We start from the raw sequence: 16,514 nt of genomic DNA on the forward strand, positions 1-16,514 counted from the left end.
CCCCGCACCACCCCGTACCGCCCGAGGGCGGCGTACCCCGACATCGCGTCGCGGAGTACGCCGCCCCTTCGGCGTTCCGAGGCGGGTACGGGACCAGGGACCGAGGACCAAAGACCGGTGCCCCTGACAGGGGTCATTCAATGATTGACCTCTTACTCTGGGGGGATGAGCGCCCTCGAACCCCGCGAGGCCGGTGCCGATGCCGACGTCGACATCGCCACCGTCCCCGCCCGCAGCCCCGGACCCCGTGCCGCACACGACGACACCAAGGGGTCCGTCCTCGACGGTGACCACCGGGCGCTCAGCATCGGCATCGTCTCCGTCGTCCTCCTCATCGCCTTCGAGGCCACGGCCGTCGGCACCGCGATGCCCGTCGCCGCCCGCGAGCTGAACGGCGTCTCCGTCTACGCCTTCGCCTTCTCCGCGTACTTCACCACCAGCCTCTTCGGGATGGTCCTGGCCGGCCAGTGGTCCGACCGGAGCGGCCCGCTCGGCTCCCTCACCGCCGGCATGAGCGCCTTCGCCGCCGGCCTGCTCCTCTCCGGGACCGCCGGCACGATGTGGCTGTTCATCCTCGGCCGGGCCGTGCAGGGACTGGGCGGCGGCCTCGTCATCGTCGCGCTGTACGTGGTGGTCAGCCGGGCGTACGCGGAGCACCTCAGGCCCGCGATCATGGCCGCGTTCGCCGCGAGCTGGGTCGTCCCCTCCGTCGTCGGACCGCTCGCCGCCGGAACGATCACCGAACACCTCGGCTGGCGCTGGGTCTTCGTCGGCATCCCCGCCCTCGTCGTCTTCCCGCTCGCCCTCGCCCTCCCCGCGATACGCAGGACCGCCTCGGGACCCGCCGACCCACAGGCGCCCGTCGCCCCCTGGGACCGGCGGCGGATCCGCCTCGCGCTCGCGATCTCGGCCGGCGCGGGGCTGCTCCAGTACGCCGGACAGGAGCTGCGCTGGCTCTCCCTGCTCCCGGCCGCCGCGGGCGTCGCGCTCCTTGTCCCCGCCGTGCGCGGGCTCCTGCCGCGCGGCACCGTCCGGGCGGCGCGCGGCCTGCCCTCGGTCATCCTGCTGCGCGGCATCGCCGCCGGCTCCTTCATCGCGGCCGAGTCCTTCGTCCCGCTGATGCTGGTCACCCAGCGCGGCCTGAGCGTCACCCTGGCCGGGCTCTCCCTCGCCGTCGGCGGTCTCACCTGGGCGCTCGGCTCGTGGATCCAGGCCCGGCCGTGGACCGAGCCGTACCGCGAGCGCCTGGTCGTCCTCGGCATGGTCCTCGTCGCGGTCGCGATCGCGGCGGCGCCGAGCGTCCTGATCGCGGCGGTGCCGGTGTGGGTGGTCGCGGCGGCCTGGGCCGTCGGCTGCCTCGGCATGGGCGCGGTGATCTCCTCGACGAGCGTGCTGCTCCTGCAGCTCTCGGCGCCGGAGGAGGCGGGCGCGAACTCGGCGGCCCTGCAGATCTCGGACGGCCTCTCGAACGTCCTGCTCCTCGCGGTCGGCGGCGCGGCCTTCGCGGCCCTCGGCGGCGGCGCGGTCGGCCACGCGGTCAGCGCCCACGCGGCCACGGGCTCCCACCCGACGGCCTTCGCCGCGGTCTTCCTGCCGATGGCGGGGGTGGCGGCGGCGGGGGCGTGGGTGGCTACGCGGCTGCATGCGGAGCCGGTGCGGGCGTGAGAGTGTAGTACCACTATGACCCCACTGGTGGTACCGTCAAGGTATGGCAATGAACCTGCGTCTCCGCGACGACCAGCAAGAGGCTCTCAAGCTCCGCGCTGAGGAGGAGGGTCGCAGCATGCACGCCATAGTGCTTCAGGCGATCGACCGCTACTTGGAGCAGGAGGCCGACCGGGGGACCGTCCGCAAGCTCGGCGCCAAGTACGCCCTGCACCACGCCGACCTGCTGAAGCGCCTGGGGGAGTAGGTGAAGTACCTGACGGTCCAGGAGGTCCTGGAGCTGGCAGACTTCGCCTGCGCGGGCCAGCAGATCGCTGTGCGGGACCTCGGGCTCCTGAGCTCGGCGGTGTACCGCCCGCAGTCCCAGATGTTCGGCGTCGAGGCGTACAGCGATCTCTTCGAGAAGGCCGCCGCCCTCCTGCAGTCGCTCGCGGTGAACCATCCGCTGGTCGACGGGAACAAGCGCATGGCGTGGATGTGCACCGTGGTCTTCCTCGACTTCAACGGAACCGAGATGGTCGGCGTGGACCAAGACGAGGCGTACAAGCTGGTCATCGACGTGGCCACCGGCGACCTCGAGGACATCGTCCTGATCGCGCGACGTCTGCGGGGGCTGCACGAGGCCGCGTGAGCCGACGTGAGCTGAATCGCAACCGCACCACCCCCACCCCGTTTCATACGAGGTTCCGACCGGGCCGCCGGTAAGGTGGCCCGGTTGTCATATCTGGACGAGCGTCGAACCCGGAGATCGTGACTACTACCACCACCTCCTCCCATCACCTCTCTCCCGCCTTCCCCGGCCGGGCCCCTTGGGGTACCGCCGGCAAGCTGCGAGCCTGGCAGCAGGGCGCCATGGACAGGTACCTCCAGGAGCAGCCCCGAGACTTCCTCGCCGTCGCCACCCCCGGCGCCGGCAAGACGACCTTCGCCCTCACCCTCGCGTCCTGGCTGCTGCACCACCACGTGGTCCAGCAGATCACCGTCGTCGCGCCCACCGAGCACCTCAAGAAACAGTGGGCCGCCGCCGCCGCGCGGATAGGGATCAAGCTGGACCCGGACTACAGTGCCGGGCCGCTCAGCAAGGAGTACGACGGGGTCGCCATCACCTACGCCGGTGTCGGAGTCCGGCCCATGCTCCACCGCAACCGCTGCGAGCAGCGCAAGACCCTCGTCATCCTCGACGAGATCCACCACGCCGGAGACTCCAAGTCCTGGGGCGAGGCCTGCCTGGAGGCCTTCGAGCCGGCCACGCGGCGCCTCGCCCTCACCGGCACCCCCTTCCGTTCCGACACCAACCCCATCCCCTTCGTCACGTACGAGGAGGGGAACGACGGAATCCGCAGGTCGTCGGCGGACTACACGTACGGCTACGGCAACGCCCTCGGCGACGGCGTCGTCCGGCCCGTCATCTTCCTCTCCTACAGCGGCAACATGCGCTGGCGCACCAAGGCCGGCGACGAGATCGCCGCACGCCTGGGCGAGCCGATGACCAAGGACGCCGTCTCGCAGGCCTGGCGCACCGCGCTCGACGCCAAGGGCGACTGGATGCCGAACGTGCTCCGCGCCGCCGACCAGCGGCTCACCGAGGTCCGGAAGTCCATTCCGGACGCGGGCGGGCTCGTCATCGCCTCCGACCAGGACTCGGCCCGCTCGTACGCCAAGCTCATCCGCGAGATCACCGGCACCAAGGCCACCGTCGTCCTCTCCGACGACACCGGCGCCTCGAACCGCATCGACGAGTTCAGCGAGAACACCGACCGCTGGATGGTCGCCGTCCGCATGGTGTCCGAGGGCGTCGACGTCCCGCGCCTCTCGGTCGGCGTGTACGCGACGACCATCTCGACCCCGCTGTTCTTCGCGCAGGCCGTCGGCCGTTTCGTGCGTTCGCGCAGGCGCGGCGAGACCGCCTCCGTGTTCCTTCCGACGATCCCCAGCCTCCTCGGTTTCGCCAACGAGATGGAGGTCGAGCGCGACCACGTCCTCGACAAGCCCAAGAAGCAGGGCGAGGAGGACCCGTACGCCGAGTCCGAGAAGGAGCTCGCCGAGGCCGAGCGCCAGCAGGACGAGGACACCGGCGAGCAGGACATGCTGCCCTTCGAGGCACTGGAGTCGGACGCCGTCTTCGACCGCGTCCTCTACAACGCGGCCGAGTTCGGCATGCAGGCCCACCCCGGCAGCGCCGAGGAGCAGGACTACCTCGGCATCCCCGGCCTCCTCGAACCCGACCAGGTCCAGCTGCTGCTGCAGAAGCGCCAGGCCCGGCAGATCGCGCACAGCCGCAAGAAGCCGGACGACGAGGCGGACCTGCTCGAACTTCCCGCCGAGCGGCGTCCTGTCGTTTCCCACAAGGAGCTGCTCGAACTGCGCAAGCAGCTCAACACGATGGTCGGCGCCTACGTCCACCAGACCGGCAAGCCCCACGGCGTGATCCACACCGAGCTGCGGCGGGTCTGCGGCGGACCGCCGAGCGCCGAGGCCACCGCCGGGCAGATCCGCGAGCGGATCAAGAAGGTCCAGGAGTGGGCCACCCGCATGCGGTGAGTCCCCGCGCCGGCGCACCGCCGCCGGATGTCGGTCAGGATGTCATTGAGGCCCGTACGAGTCTGCGCGTACGGGCCTCACGCGTCCCGCGGAGACGGGACCCGGCCCGGAGGCAGGCCCCCACGGTCGGCCTCCGAGCGCCTTCCACGCCAGAGGCACGACAAAGGCGATCTTGTCAGCCAAAGTCCCTCGTCCGGCCGACGAAGGTCCCGAACCGTCTCTATCCGGTCCCCGACGCCCGGATTCTGGACGAGGTCTTCCGCTGAGCGGAGCGGGTCGCTACTGTCCCGGCTCAAAAGCAATCGCCCCGTGGCAGCGCCGCCGCGGAGCGCAGCCGGTGTACCCCTTCCTGCCGGCGGCCTCTGACGTGCGTCGCCGACGGGACCGGCGTCGCGATCCCGTGAGAGCCCGCCGCCACTCACTCCGAAGGAGAGGGCGTCGTGACCGCGGAAACCTCCCAGACGCTCGACAGAGGGCTCAGAGTCCTCAAACTGCTCGCCGACACGGACCACGGCCTGACCGTCACCGAGTTGTCCAACAAACTCGGGGTCAACCGGACGGTCGTCTACCGCCTGCTGGCCACGCTCGAACAGCACGCCCTCGTCCGCCGCGACCTCGGCGGCCGCGCCCGCGTCGGCCTCGGCGTGCTCCGGCTCGGCCGACAGGTGCACCCCCTGGTCCGGGAGGCCGCGCTGCCCGCGCTGCGCTCGCTCGCCGAGGACATCGGGGCCACGGCCCACCTGACGCTCGTCGACGGGGCGGAGGCGCTCGCGGTCGCGGTCGTCGAACCGACCTGGACCGACTACCACGTCGCCTACCGGGCCGGTTTCCGCCACCCGCTCGACCGGGGTGCGGCGGGTCGCGCGATCCTCGCCGCCCGCCAGGGCTCCCTGATCGAACCCGGCTTCACCCTCACCCACGGCGAGCTGGAGGCCGGCGCGAGCGGGGCCGCCGCACCGCTGGTCGGCGTCACGGGCGTCGAGGGCAGTGTCGGCGTCGTGATGCTCGCGGACGCCGTCCCCGAGCGTGTGGGCCCCCGCGTCGTGGACGCGGCCCGCGAGGTCGCCGACGCCCTGCGCTAGGGGGTGTCCGGAAAGTCCCGCCCGGCCCGCGGGCAGACGGCGCTGCTCTCCGGACCCCCTAGGGCCTGTCGTCACATTCCCGTCTGCCCCGCGGCGTTCCCCCAGCTTCCGCTGGGAGGTGCCCCCAGGCACGCACTCTCGCCGCACCGGGCGAAAGCCCACGTACGTCCAGTACGTGGGCTTCCACCCGGCACGCCGAGAGCGCGCACCAGACGCCGCGGGGCCGCCCTTCGGGCAACGACGGGAATGTGACGACACCCCCTAGGGGCCGGTCAGCAGCACGCCCAGCGGGGTCCGGGCGTGGTGGACGGACCTTCCCGTGCGGGTCGTCGTGATCAGGCCCGCCGCGCGCAGGGCCTGGGCGTGGGCCGAGGCCGTCGCGTTGCTGACGCCCAGCCCACGGGCCAGGCCCGTCGTGGTCCTGGCCTCGTCCAGGGCATGGAGCAGATCGGCCCGGGTCCTGCCCAGGACCCCCGCGAGGGCCTCCTCCCTCGTGCCGTCGCCGTCCGGGGCGAGCGGCAGGCCCCGGCCCGCCGGGTAGGCGAGCACCACAGGGCGCCCCGGCAGGTCCTGGACGAGCGGCCCGCCGCGCCAGTGGAAGGTGGGCAGCAGGACGAGCCCCCGCCCGTCGAGCCGCACGTCCCGGTCACCCGGGCCACCGGGGAGAACGGGCCCCTCGCCCGGCCACTCCCACACCCCGTCCCGGAGCCCAGAGCCCGGGGCCGCGGCGGTCAGGGCGGCGCCGAGGCCCTGCTCCGCGACCGTCAGCGCGTGCCGGGTGAACTCCGCCCGGTGCAGGTCCTGCACCAGCGGCCACACCGGGGCCAGGACCGTCTCGTAGGCCGCCGCCTGCGCACGGTCCAGCGTGCGCCACGCCCCGGCGTCCCCGCCGTGCAGCGCCCGCACCCACGACGGCACCCGGTCCCCGCCCGCGTACACCCGCTCCAGCTCCGACCGGACGAAATCCGGGCCGCTCGCGCGGATCAGCGCGAAGCCCTCCTCCCGCGTCCCGCCGAGGACGTCGAGGAAGTACGGGGCCACCCCGCCCGGCACCAGGTCCGCGAGCGGCCAGGACGCCGCCGGCAGGGCCCGCGACAGCCTGCCCCGCCAGCGCCCGAAGAGCAGCTCCTCGTGTGGCGCGCCCAGCATGGTGAGGGCCGCGTGCAGCTCCGGCACGGGCGACGGCCGGGGCGCGAACCGCACCCGCGTGAAGTCGTCCACGGTGAAGTGGATACGCAGCACCTGTCCGAACTCCTCGACGTCCGCCAGCCTTTCGGGCCGGGCCTGAACCTTCGCGCGCCGCCCCGTCCCGCCCAAGGATGCCGTGCATGACCCAGCACACCGCACCCGCCCGCCGCACCGTCGCCAAGGGCGCCCTCCTTGCCGCGGCCGCCACCCTGCTCGGCCCCACCGCCGGCGCTGCGGCACCGGCACCCGGCGCCCTCCGCCTGCCCGCGCCGACCGGCCCCCACCCCGTCGGCCTGCGCACCTTCGTCCTGGGCGACACCTCCCGGGACGACCCCTGGGTGCCCGGCACCGGCGTACGCGAAGTGAAGATCACCGTCCTCTATCCGGCCCGCACCGTCCGCGGCTGCCCGCGCACCCCCCCAGCTCACCCCGGTCGAGGCCGGGTACTTCACCGAGCTCGCCCCCCGGGTCCGCTCCGGGCTGCCCGCCTCGGGCGTCGACTGGGCCGCGATCCTCACCCACGGACACCTGAACGCGCCGGCCCTCCCGGGCCGCCGCCCGGTCCTCCTGTACAGCCCCGGCGGCGGCGACTCCCGCACCCTCGGTACGACCCTCGCCGAGGACCTCGCGAGCCACGGCCGGATCGTCGTCCTCATCGACCACCCCGGCGACGCGAGCCAGGTGGAGCTCCCGAGCGGCGTGCGCGTCACCGTCCTGCGCGGGGACCCGGACCCGGCGACCTTCCGCACCATGATCGACACCCGCGTCGCGGACATCCGCTTCGTCCTCGACCGCCTCGGCAGCCTGCCCCCCGCCCCCGCCATGCCCGTCATGGACCTCCTCAGGATCGGTGTGTACGGGCACTCGGCGGGCGGCACCGCAGCCGTGCACGCGCTGGCCGCCGACGACCGGATCGCCGCCGGCGTGAACCTGGAGGGGTATCTCGACCTGGACCCGCTGCCCGGCTTCGACCGGCCGCTCCTCATGTTCCGCACCGAAGGCTTCGACGGCGCGGACCGCATCGAACGCTCCTGGGAGCGGTTCCGTGCCCGCCGCGTCCTCCTGGCCGACAGCGACCACTGGGTGTTCTCCGACTACGCCTTCCTCGTCCCCCGGCTCCAGGCCGCCGGGCTCGTCACCGCGGCGGCGAGGGATGCGCTCATCGGTCCGGCCGCCCCGGCGGCGGCGGTCCGCGCCGTCCGGTGCGGGACGCGGTCCTTCTTCGCCCGCCACCTGCCGGCGCCCGCGCCCCCGGCCCAGGGAAAGCACGCGTCCCAGTAGATTGGATGCGTGCTCTCCAGCCTTCCTCGTCACCGTGCCCTCGCGCTCTGCGCCCTGCCCGTCGCCGCGCTCTTCGCCGTCGTCGGGCTCGCGCCGCTGCCGTACGCGATCGCGCAGCCCGGCACGACCGCCGACGTGCTCGGCAAGGACAAGGGGCGCGAGGTCATCACGATCACCGGCGCCCCGGTCCGGCCGACCGAGGGGCAGCTGCGGATGACGACCATCCTCGCGACCGGGCCGTCCACCGAGGTCGACCTCGGGGACGTGGCCGACGCCTGGTTCCGCGCCGACCGGGCTGTCCTGCCGCGCGAGTCCGTCTACCCGTCGGGGAAGTCCGACGCCGAGATCGAGAAGCGCAACCTCGGCCAGATGAAGCAGTCCCAGGACGCGGCGACCCTCGCCGCCCTCGACTACCTCAAGCTGGACCCCGAGGAGGTGAAGGTGAACCTGCACCTCGCCGACATCGGCGGACCCAGCGCCGGTCTCCTTTTCTCCCTCGGCATCGTCGACAAGCTCGACGCCGGCAACCTCACCGGGGGCAAGGTCATCGCCGGTACGGGAACGATCGACGCGGACGGCACGGTCGGCGCCGTCGGCGGCGTCTCCCTCAAGACCCAGGCCGCCGCGCGGGACGGGGCAACCGTCTTCCTCGTGCCGAAGGCGGAATGCTCGGACGCTCAGGCCGAGCAGCCGAAGGGCCTGCGGCTCGTCCCCGTCACCGCGCTCAGTGACGCGGTCGCGTCCCTCCGGGCCCTGGAACAGGGGCAGGAGTCGAAGGTCCCGAGCTGCTGACGGATTTGGCGCCGGGCGGGTCGTGCGCGGCCGGTCCGCCGTCGGGTATGCCCTCCGGGGGAGTGGTGGGCGTGGCGTCCATGCCCCGCCAGGCGGGGAACACCAACGGGGCGAGGGTCGTGAGGAGGTAGAGCGCGCCGATCCCGAGCAGCGTCGGCGTCAGACCCGCCCGCTCGACCAGGAAGCCGGCCGCCAGGCCCCCGAGCGGGGTCGTGAGCAGCACCCCGGCCGTACTCGCGCCCATGACCCGGCTGCGCAGGTCCTCCGGCACCTGCTCGTACATGACCGTCGTCAGGATCGGGTTGAGGACCCCGACGCCGAATCCGGCGGCCGCCAGCGTCACGAGCAGTGGCGCCGTGGTGTCGGTCAGCGCGGCCACCACGTACGGCGGGGCGCCGCCGACGAGGAACCCCGCCGCGAACACGGCCCGGCGGGGTAGCCGTACCCCGACCGCCCCGTACAGCAGTGCCCCGGCGAGCGCGCAGCCGGCGAAGACCGACACCAGCAGGCCCTGCGCGGCCGGACCGCCCAACTCCTCCCGGGCATGGACCGGCAGCAGCACCGAACTCCAGCTCTGGTTGAGGCCGTTGGTGACCATCACCATGACCATGATGCCGAGCATGAGCCGGGCCCGGAACAGATAGGCGTACCCCTCGCGCAGGTCGGCCCGGTAGCGGGCGGGGGAGAGCCGGGGCCCGTCGCGCATCGGCTCCGCCGCGGGCACCCCGCGCAGGCCGGCCGTGACGAGCAGCGCGGAGAGCCCGAAGGTGGCCGCGTCGAGGAGGAGCACCGTGTCGGCGCCCAGGAACGCGACGAGCAGTCCGGCGAGGGCGGCCCCCGCCATCCGCGCACCGCGCGCCACGGCGTCGTACAGGCTCGCCACCCGGGGGAGCGCCGTCCCGGCCCGCTGTGCGAGGTCGGGTACCAGGACGTGCCGGGCCATCTCGCCCGGCGCGTGGCACAGGCCGGTGACCGCCATCAGCGCGCACAGCATCCAGAACTCCAGGACGCCCATGCCGTGCAGCAGCGGGATCGTCGCGAGCGCGAGCCCGCAGACCAGGTCGGAGGAGATGCTGACCCGGCGGCGGCCCAGACGGTCGATGAGCGGTCCGCCGGCGAGCGTGGACAGCAGCACGGGGAGCGCCGCGCAGAAGGCGACGATTCCCGCTTTGCCGGGGCTTCCCGTGGTGTCGAGCGCGAACCACGGAACGCCGATGAGTGTGAGTGAATTGCCGGTGATCGAGACGGCGTTGGCCGTGAGGACGGTGGCCAGCGGGCCTCGGGCGTTCTTCGCCGCGGCGGTGTCGGCGGCGGTCTCCGCTCCCCCCGGGGCGGTCATGCGGTCAAGGTGAGGGGTAGGCGTCGGTTCGCCGGTGTGACCATCCGGAGGCCCAACTCGACAAGCTTCCAGCCCAGTTGGACGCGGAGGGGCGAGGAGGGGGCCTGGTCGGCGGCCCGTCGGCGGAAGGCGGCCGCCTCGTGCCGCAGCTCGGTCGCGGCCAGGGCGTGTAACTGCAGGTGGATGTCGGCGTGCATGGCGAGGGTTCCTTCCGTGCGTGTGGATGGGCGTGTGCCGGTGGCGGCGCGGCGGTCAGTCCTCCTGCTGCGGGAACGCGTGCAGATGGATCCGCACGCGCTCGGCGCCCGGGGCGTCCGTGTCTGCGGTGTCGCGGTAGCTGTCGATCAGCTCGTGGACCTTCCCGGTCAGCTCCCGCAGCTTCTCGGTGGGCAGTCTCAGCGTGAAGTCGCTCATGTCCGAGGCGCTCCCCCAGTCCTCGTGCCAGTCGTGCCGGGTGCCGAGGTAGGTGTTCAGCTCCTGCGTGTGGATGGTCGCCACCTCGTACAGGAAGACCTCCAGGGCGCCCTGGACCTCGGGGTCACGGTTCTTGTGGAGTGTCTCGTCGAGGGACGTCCCCTGCTGGGCCGCCTTCCACCACCGCTCCCGGCCCTTGCCGCGCGTCGGGTCGTCCTCGACGAAGCCCACGGCCGCCAGCTGGCGCAGGTGGTAGCTGGTCGCCCCGCTGGACTCGCCGAGCCGCTCCGCCAGCTGGGAGGCGGTGGCGGGTCCGTAACGACGGAGGGCGCGCAGCAGCTGGATGCGCAGCGGATGGGCGAGCCCGCGCAGGGAGCGCGGGTCCAGGATGCGGCTCAGGTGCTTCTCGGGCTCGGACATGGCTCAAGCCTAGAGTTGCAAAGAAGATGTTGCAAGGGGTTCTTTGCAGCCCCTTCTTTGCAGAGACCTTTTTGCAGCGACTTCTTTGCGAGCGCGCCCCGTTCACGCCCCCGTCTCCCCCTCTGCGCCCCCGTCTCCCCCTCTGCGCCCCGGCTCTCCCCCTCTCCGTGCTCCCGCTCTCCCTCTCTCCGCGCTCCCGCCCTACTCCTGCGCCGCCTGCTCCACCAGCGGGATGATCCGCAGCGGGACCGGGTTCTCCATCACGATCGCCGTCGACGCCCGCACGATCCCCTCGAAGCCCACCACCTTGTCGATCACCCGCTGGAGATCGGCGTTGGACCGCGCGACCAGCCGGCAGAGCATGTCGCCGTGACCCGTCGTCGTGTGCAGTTCGAGCACCTCCGGCACCGTCGCCAGATGCCCCCGCACGTCCGCCCCTTGGCCCTGCTTGATCTCCAGCGTCGCGAAGGCCGTCACCGGATAGCCCAGCGCCGCCGGGTCCACCTGTGGCCCGAAACCGCAGATCACCCCGCTCGCCTGGAGCCGGTCGAGGCGCGCCTGCACCGTCCCGCGCGCCACCCCGAGGCGTCGGGAGGCCTCCAGGACCCCTATCCGCGGCTCGCGCGCGAGAAGCGTGATCAGCCGGCCGTCCAAATGATCGATCGCCACAACGGTCTCCCCATAGTCAGGATGTACAAGTCGCACGGCAATACTCGCCCGTCGCTATGCAGATTGACCAGCAGAACAACAAACTCTTGCGCACCTTGCCGAACGGCGGGACATTGCTGCCATGACTGAGACCATCGATCACACCCCCTCCACCGCGCGTAAGGCCGATCCCTTCCCGGTCAAGGGAATGGACGCGGTCGTCTTCGCCGTCGGCAATGCCAAGCAGGCCGCGCACTACTACTCCACGGCCTTCGGCATGAAGCTGGTCGCCTACTCCGGACCGGAGAACGGCAGCCGCGAGACCGCCAGCTACGTCCTCACCAACGGCGCCGCCCGTTTCGTGTTCACCTCCGTCATCAAGGCCTCGACCGACCGGGGCCGCTTCCTCGCCGACCACGTCGCCGAGCACGGTGACGGCGTCGTCGACCTGGCGATCGAGGTGCCGGACGCCCGTGCCGCGTACGCCTACGCCGTCGAGCACGGCGCCACCGGCATCACCGAGCCGTACGAGCTGAAGGACGAGAACGGCACCGTCGTCCTCGCCGCCATCGCCACCTACGGCAAGACCCGCCACACCCTCGTCGAGCGCTCCGGCTACGACGGCCCGTACCTGCCGGGCTTCGTCTCCGCGAACCCGATCGTCGAGCCGCCGGCGAAGCGCACCTTCCAGGCCATCGACCACTGCGTCGGCAACGTCGAGCTCGGCAAGATGAACGACTGGGTCGGCTTCTACAACAAGGTCATGGGCTTCACGAACATGAAGGAGTTCGTGGGCGACGACATCGCCACCGAGTACTCCGCCCTCATGTCGAAGGTCGTCGCGGACGGCACCCTCAAGGTGAAGTTCCCGATCAACGAGCCGGCGATCGCGAAGAAGAAGTCGCAGATCGACGAGTACCTGGAGTTCTACGGCGGCGCCGGCGTCCAGCACATCGCCCTCGCCACCAACGACATCGTCGCCACCGTGCGTGCGATGCGGGCCGCGGGCGTCTCCTTCCTCGACACCCCCGACTCGTACTACGACACCCTCGGCGAGTGGGCGGGCGAGACCCGCGTGCCCGTCGAGACCCTGCGCGAGCTGAAGATCCTCGTCGACCGCGACGAGGACGGATACCTGCTGCAGATCTTCACCAAGCCGGTTCAGGACCGCCCGACCGTCTTCTTCGAGATGATCGAGCGCCACGGCTCGATGGGCTTCGGCAAGGGCAACTTCAAGGCCCTGTTCGAGGCGATCGAGCGCGAGCAGGAGAAGCGCGGCAACCTCTAGTCGCCGCCGCCATCACCGTGCGGGAGGGTTCCGGGGCTCCGGCTCCGGGACCCTCCCGCATGTGCTCCCGGCCCATACGGGGGGTGGGCCGGGAGCACCTCCGACGGCGCGCGCACGCGCTACTCGCGCTACTCGCGCACCGCGCCCGAGGCCGCCGTGTCCGCCGTCGTACCCGAGCCCGCCGTGACGCCCGAGCCCGCCGTCGTACCCGAGCCGGCCACGACGCCCGAGCCCGCCGTCGTACCCGAGCCCGCCGTGACGCCCGAGCCCGCCGTGACGCCCGAGCCCGCCGTGACGCCCGAGGCCGCTGTGCCCGTCCCCGCCGCCGTCGAGGCCTCCGCCGGCGCCTCCGGACGGAGTTCCTTCGGGAGCTCGTCGGGCAGCTCGCCCAGGGCCGTCAGGGCCTGCTCCGCCCGCCGGGCGTGCAGCGGGGAGAACTCCGGGTTGATCCGCAGCGCCTCCGCCAGATGGCGGCGGGCCGGACCGGTCTGCTCCAGCGCCCGCTCGATCTCGCCCAGGTGGTACGTGAAGAGCGCGCTCCGCAGCCCCTCGTCCGTGGCCCGCTTCGCGTACCCGAGCGCCTCCCTCGGGTCCCCGGCCCGGTACAGCGCCCATCCGAGCGCGTCCGCCACCGCCACCGAGCGGTGCCCGCGCGCCCACTCCGCCCGGAGCCGCTCGACCGCCGCCGCCGGCGTGCCGTGGTCCGCCTCCAGCAGCCCCAGGGTCACCTCGCCCCGCACCCACGTGCCGCTCCGCAACCGCTCGTACAGCGCCCGAGCCTCCCCCTCCAGGCCCACCGCCTCGTACAGCTCGCCCGCCTCCAGGAGGTACTCCGGCAGCGGCAGCCGGGCCAGCGCCGCCCGCCAGTCGCGCAGCGCCTCGTCGGTACGTCCCAGGCCCGCGAGCGCCCGCGCACGCCCCGCCAGCGAAGGCCCGTGGTCCCGTACGAGCCGCAGTGCCGCGCCGTACCGGGCGAGCGCCTCGGCCGCCTCGCCCCGCTCCCACGCCAGGTCCCCGAGCCGCCCCAGCGACGCCGCCTTCTCCGCGTCCGTCTCCGCCAGCGCCGCCGCGTCCAGGGCCGCCGCGTCGGCGTCCTCGCGCCAGCCCCGGTTCCGGTACGCCTGCGCCGCACGCGCGCGCACGACCGCGCCCGCGTGCAGCTCCTCCAGCTTCTCCGCCGCCTTCCGGGCGGACTCGTAGTCGCCGAGGCCGTTGTACGCGTCGATCAGGACCGGGTACGCGGGCCAGCGCCCCGGCTCCGCCTTCCGCACCCGCTCGCCCCACTCCTTGGCGGACTTCCAGTCGCCGCGAGCCCCCGCGAGCGCCCCGAGCCCCAGCTGCGCGTCCACGTTGCCCCGGGCGGCGGGCCGTTCGGCCAGGGACCGCTTCAGCGCCCGCTCGGCCCTCGGGTAGTCGCGTACGTCCCCGATCCGCGCCCCGCGCTCCGTGTAGGCCGCGCCGAGCGCCGCCCAGGACGCGTCGTCCTCGGGGTGGGACCTCAGCCACTTCTCCCGGTCGGCGATCAGCGCGGCCAGGTCCGGCAGCGCGGCCTGCGCGCCGGCGTGCGCCGCGATCGTCGCCCGCTGCGCCGGACCGGGCGGGGGCGGCGGCCCCTGGCCGACGAGCTCGGGGACGTACAGCAGGGCCGTCGCGGCGAGGACCGCGCCCACGCCCGCCGCCAGGACCGTCCTCGACACGTTCTGGGTCTTCATGGCGCTCACTGTGCGCCCGTACGCGCCTGTACGAAGAGCACACGAAGCGCCCGCTCCGGCGGGTTCACACCGATGGCCCCGGGTGCCACGCTGGATGCATGGACGATCTTCTGACGCGGCTGCGCGCCGGGCTACCCGCCGAGGCGCTCCTCACCGACCCGGACGTCACGGCCTCCTACTCCCGCGACATGGCGAGCTTCTGCGCGGCCGGCACCCCCGCGGTCGTCGTGCTCCCGCGCACCGTCGAACAGGTCCAGCACGTCATGCGGACCGCCACCGAACTCCGTGTCCCCGTCGTCCCCCAAGGAGCCCGCACGGGCCTCTCCGGCGGCGCCAACGCCTCCGAGGGCTGCATCGTGCTCTCCCTGGTCAAGATGGACCGCATCCTGGAGATCAACCCGGTCGACCGGATCGCCGTGGTCGAACCGGGTGTCGTCAACGCCGTGCTGTCACGGGCCGTCGCCGAACACGGCCTGTATTACCCGCCGGACCCCTCCAGCTGGGAGACGTGCACCATCGGCGGGAACATCGGCACCGCCTCCGGAGGTCTGTGCTGCGTCAAGTACGGAGTCACCGCCGAGTACGTCCTCGGCCTCGACGTCGTCCTCGCCGACGGCCGGCTCCTCACCACCGGCCGCCGCACCGCCAAGGGCGTCGCCGGATATGACCTGACCAGGCTCTTCGTCGGGTCCGAGGGCAGCCTGGGCATCGTCGTCGGGGCCGTGCTCGCGCTCAGGCCGCAGCCCCCGGCGCAGCTCGCGCTCGCCGCCGAGTTCCCCTCCGCGGCCGCCGCCTGCGAGGCCGTCTGCGCGATCATGGAGCGCGGCCACACCCCGTCGCTGCTCGAACTGATGGACCGCACCACCGTCCAGGCCGTCAACCGGCTGGCGCACATGGGGCTGCCCGACACCACCGAAGCGCTCCTCCTGTGTGCCTTCGACACCCTGGACCCGGCCGCCGACCTGGCCGCCGTCGGTGAGCTGTGCACGGCCGCGGGCGCCACCGAGGTCGTGCCGGCCGCGGACACCGCCGAGTCCGAACTCCTCCTCCAGGCGCGCCGGCTCTCCCTCACGGCCCTGGAGACGATCAAGACCGCGACGATGATCGACGACGTGTGCGTGCCGCGGACGAAGCTGGCCGCGATGCTCGACGGCACGTCGGCGATCGCGGAGAAATATGACCTGACCATCGGTGTCTGCGTGCACGCGGGGGACGGCAACACCCATCCCGTCGTCTGCTTCGACCACGCCGACGAGGACGAGTCGCGGCGCGCTCGGGAGTCCTTCGACGAGATCATGGCGCTCGGGCTCGCCCTCGGCGGCACGATCACCGGCGAGCACGGCGTGGGCGTCCTCAAGAAGGAGTGGCTGGCCAGGGAGTTGGGCCCGGTCGGCCTCGAACTCCAGCGAGGGATCAAGCACACCTTCGATCCGCTGGGGCTGCTCAACCCCGGAAAGCTGTTCTGAGACGAGGGTCAGGTGGCCGTCGCGGCGGGACACGCGGTTCACAGCTCGCCGTCCTGCGACTCGTCCGACGGCCACGGGTCGCGCAGCCACAGCTCGTCGGGGATCACGGTGGTCGCCAGGAGCTCGGCGAGCCCGTCCTCCATACCGAGCCGCTCGGACTCGGTGCCCGGCGGCACCGCGCGCAGGGTCCGCTCCAGCCAGGCGGACACCTGCGCTGACGGGGCTTCGAGCAGGGCGTCCCCGTCGGGGGAGGAGAGCGCCATCAGGACGACGCTGCGGCCGTCGACCTTCGTCGGCCAGATGCGGACGTCGCCGTGGCCGCACGCCCGGAAGACGCCCTCGACGAGCAGCTCGCGCGCGAACGTCCAGTTGACCGGGTGGTCCGAGCCGACGTGGAAGGTGATGTGGACGGCGTACGGGTCGTCGGTGCGGTAGGCGAGCCGGGCGGGGACGGGAACGGCGCGCTCGGGGGAGAGCACCAGCTTGAGCTCCAGCTCGCGCTCGACGGTGGTGTTGTCGGTGTTCTGCATGGTCGTACGTCCTCTCACGGAGGGCCCCGGACGGGCCTTCACCGGGAGAGAGCGGGGTCCACGCCGTTCATTACGCGACTTCGGGAGGTTTTCTCGGAAAGTTTTCTCGGAAGGTCTTCGAGAGACCCGGAAGGCGGTCGCAGCGCAC

General features: G+C 72.6%; 16 protein-coding genes. 9 read left to right on the forward strand and 7 right to left on the reverse strand.

Annotated elements, in window-relative coordinates:
* Positions 1 to 165: 165 nt before the first annotated feature.
* The 5 genes from IE124_RS00370 to IE124_RS00390 all read left to right on the forward strand — a co-directional run bounded on the left by IE124_RS00370 (position 166) and on the right by IE124_RS00390 (position 5,288).
* Positions 166 to 1,665, forward strand: coding sequence for an MFS transporter (locus tag IE124_RS00370; protein WP_189503566.1), 1,500 nt, complete (start codon positions 166 to 168; stop codon positions 1,663 to 1,665).
* Between the two features lie 49 nt (positions 1,666 to 1,714).
* A complete protein-coding gene (locus IE124_RS00375; RefSeq protein ID WP_189504676.1) occupies positions 1,715 to 1,912 on the forward strand; it encodes an Arc family DNA-binding protein in 198 nt (65 codons plus the stop codon).
* Positions 1,913 to 2,296, forward strand: coding sequence for a type II toxin-antitoxin system death-on-curing family toxin (locus IE124_RS00380; RefSeq protein ID WP_189503568.1), 384 nt, complete (start codon positions 1,913 to 1,915; stop codon positions 2,294 to 2,296).
* Between the two features lie 119 nt (positions 2,297 to 2,415).
* A complete protein-coding gene (locus IE124_RS00385; protein WP_189503570.1) occupies positions 2,416 to 4,206 on the forward strand; it encodes a DEAD/DEAH box helicase in 1,791 nt (596 codons plus the stop codon).
* 440 nt (positions 4,207 to 4,646) lie between these two features.
* Positions 4,647 to 5,288, forward strand: a complete 642-nt coding sequence (locus IE124_RS00390; RefSeq protein ID WP_017237054.1) for an IclR family transcriptional regulator — start codon at positions 4,647 to 4,649, stop codon at positions 5,286 to 5,288.
* 261 nt (positions 5,289 to 5,549) lie between these two features.
* Here the strand turns inward: IE124_RS00390 and IE124_RS00395 are convergent, their stop codons facing one another.
* Positions 5,550 to 6,530 (reverse strand): ArsR/SmtB family transcription factor, encoded by a 981-nt coding sequence (locus IE124_RS00395; protein ID WP_189503572.1) that lies wholly within the window; start codon positions 6,528 to 6,530, stop codon positions 5,550 to 5,552.
* Positions 6,531 to 7,157: 627 nt separating this feature from the next.
* Here IE124_RS00395 and IE124_RS34580 point away from each other — a divergent pair.
* Together IE124_RS34580 and IE124_RS00405 are read left to right on the forward strand one after the other, a co-directional pair.
* Positions 7,158 to 7,757 (forward strand): alpha/beta hydrolase, encoded by a 600-nt coding sequence (locus IE124_RS34580; protein WP_229831995.1) that lies wholly within the window; start codon positions 7,158 to 7,160, stop codon positions 7,755 to 7,757.
* A gap of 9 nt (positions 7,758 to 7,766) precedes the next feature.
* The gene (locus IE124_RS00405) at positions 7,767 to 8,549 is read left to right on the forward strand and encodes a YlbL family protein (RefSeq protein WP_189503574.1); all 783 of its coding nucleotides are present in this window, start codon (positions 7,767 to 7,769) and stop codon (positions 8,547 to 8,549) included.
* Here the strand turns inward: IE124_RS00405 and IE124_RS00410 are convergent.
* The 4 genes from IE124_RS00410 to IE124_RS00425 all read right to left on the reverse strand — a co-directional run bounded on the left by IE124_RS00410 (position 8,482) and on the right by IE124_RS00425 (position 11,391).
* Positions 8,482 to 9,888 (reverse strand): MFS transporter, encoded by a 1,407-nt coding sequence (locus IE124_RS00410; protein WP_189503576.1) that lies wholly within the window; start codon positions 9,886 to 9,888, stop codon positions 8,482 to 8,484. The genes IE124_RS00405 and IE124_RS00410 overlap by 68 nt on opposite strands.
* A complete protein-coding gene (locus IE124_RS00415) occupies positions 9,885 to 10,085 on the reverse strand; it encodes a hypothetical protein (protein WP_189503578.1) in 201 nt (66 codons plus the stop codon). The genes IE124_RS00410 and IE124_RS00415 overlap by 4 nt, the downstream gene beginning before the upstream one ends.
* Positions 10,086 to 10,140: 55 nt before the next feature.
* Positions 10,141 to 10,722, reverse strand: coding sequence for a winged helix-turn-helix domain-containing protein (locus IE124_RS00420; protein ID WP_189503581.1), 582 nt, complete (start codon positions 10,720 to 10,722; stop codon positions 10,141 to 10,143).
* Positions 10,723 to 10,923: 201 nt separating this feature from the next.
* A complete protein-coding gene (locus IE124_RS00425; RefSeq protein WP_189503584.1) occupies positions 10,924 to 11,391 on the reverse strand; it encodes an Lrp/AsnC family transcriptional regulator in 468 nt (155 codons plus the stop codon).
* 121 nt (positions 11,392 to 11,512) lie between these two features.
* On the opposite strand from IE124_RS00425, the gene hppD reads away from it, so the two are divergent.
* Entirely contained in the window at positions 11,513 to 12,658 is a 1,146-nt protein-coding gene (gene hppD / locus IE124_RS00430; RefSeq protein WP_189503587.1) for a 4-hydroxyphenylpyruvate dioxygenase, read from the forward strand.
* 128 nt (positions 12,659 to 12,786) lie between these two features.
* Here hppD and IE124_RS35265 read toward each other — a convergent pair whose 3' ends face one another.
* Positions 12,787 to 14,370 (reverse strand): tetratricopeptide repeat protein, encoded by a 1,584-nt coding sequence (locus IE124_RS35265; RefSeq protein WP_189503589.1) that lies wholly within the window; start codon positions 14,368 to 14,370, stop codon positions 12,787 to 12,789.
* Between the two features lie 98 nt (positions 14,371 to 14,468).
* Between IE124_RS35265 and IE124_RS00440 the strand changes: the two genes are divergently transcribed.
* Positions 14,469 to 15,836, forward strand: a complete 1,368-nt coding sequence (locus IE124_RS00440) for an FAD-binding oxidoreductase (RefSeq protein WP_189503591.1) — start codon at positions 14,469 to 14,471, stop codon at positions 15,834 to 15,836.
* A gap of 38 nt (positions 15,837 to 15,874) precedes the next feature.
* On the opposite strand, the gene IE124_RS00445 is transcribed toward IE124_RS00440, so the two are convergent.
* Positions 15,875 to 16,366: an SsgA family sporulation/cell division regulator gene (locus IE124_RS00445; RefSeq protein ID WP_189503593.1), complete on the reverse strand. Its 492-nt coding sequence runs from the start codon at positions 16,364 to 16,366 to the stop codon at positions 15,875 to 15,877.
* Positions 16,367 to 16,514: the final 148 nt, after the last annotated feature.

Origin of the sequence: Streptomyces narbonensis, from assembly GCF_014649015.1 — a bacterium.
Taxonomy (GTDB): domain Bacteria; phylum Actinomycetota; class Actinomycetes; order Streptomycetales; family Streptomycetaceae; genus Streptomyces; species Streptomyces narbonensis.

What these genes read in the sequence shown, in the direction of transcription:
- IE124_RS00370 (WP_189503566.1), top strand. Translation starts at nt 166, where the DNA reads ATGAGCGCCCTCGAACCCCGCGAGGCCGGTGCCGATGCCGACGTCGAC.
- IE124_RS00375 (WP_189504676.1), top strand. Translation starts at nt 1,715, where the DNA reads ATGAACCTGCGTCTCCGCGACGACCAGCAAGAGGCTCTCAAGCTCCGC.
- IE124_RS00410 (WP_189503576.1), bottom strand. Translation starts at nt 9,888, where the DNA reads ATGACCGCCCCGGGGGGAGCGGAGACCGCCGCCGACACCGCCGCGGCG.
- IE124_RS00415 (WP_189503578.1), bottom strand. Translation starts at nt 10,085, where the DNA reads ATGCACGCCGACATCCACCTGCAGTTACACGCCCTGGCCGCGACCGAG.
- IE124_RS00420 (WP_189503581.1), bottom strand. Translation starts at nt 10,722, where the DNA reads ATGTCCGAGCCCGAGAAGCACCTGAGCCGCATCCTGGACCCGCGCTCC.
- hppD (WP_189503587.1), top strand. Translation starts at nt 11,513, where the DNA reads ATGACTGAGACCATCGATCACACCCCCTCCACCGCGCGTAAGGCCGAT.
- IE124_RS35265 (WP_189503589.1), bottom strand. Translation starts at nt 14,370, where the DNA reads ATGAAGACCCAGAACGTGTCGAGGACGGTCCTGGCGGCGGGCGTGGGC.
- IE124_RS00440 (WP_189503591.1), top strand. Translation starts at nt 14,469, where the DNA reads ATGGACGATCTTCTGACGCGGCTGCGCGCCGGGCTACCCGCCGAGGCG.
- IE124_RS00445 (WP_189503593.1), bottom strand. Translation starts at nt 16,366, where the DNA reads ATGCAGAACACCGACAACACCACCGTCGAGCGCGAGCTGGAGCTCAAG.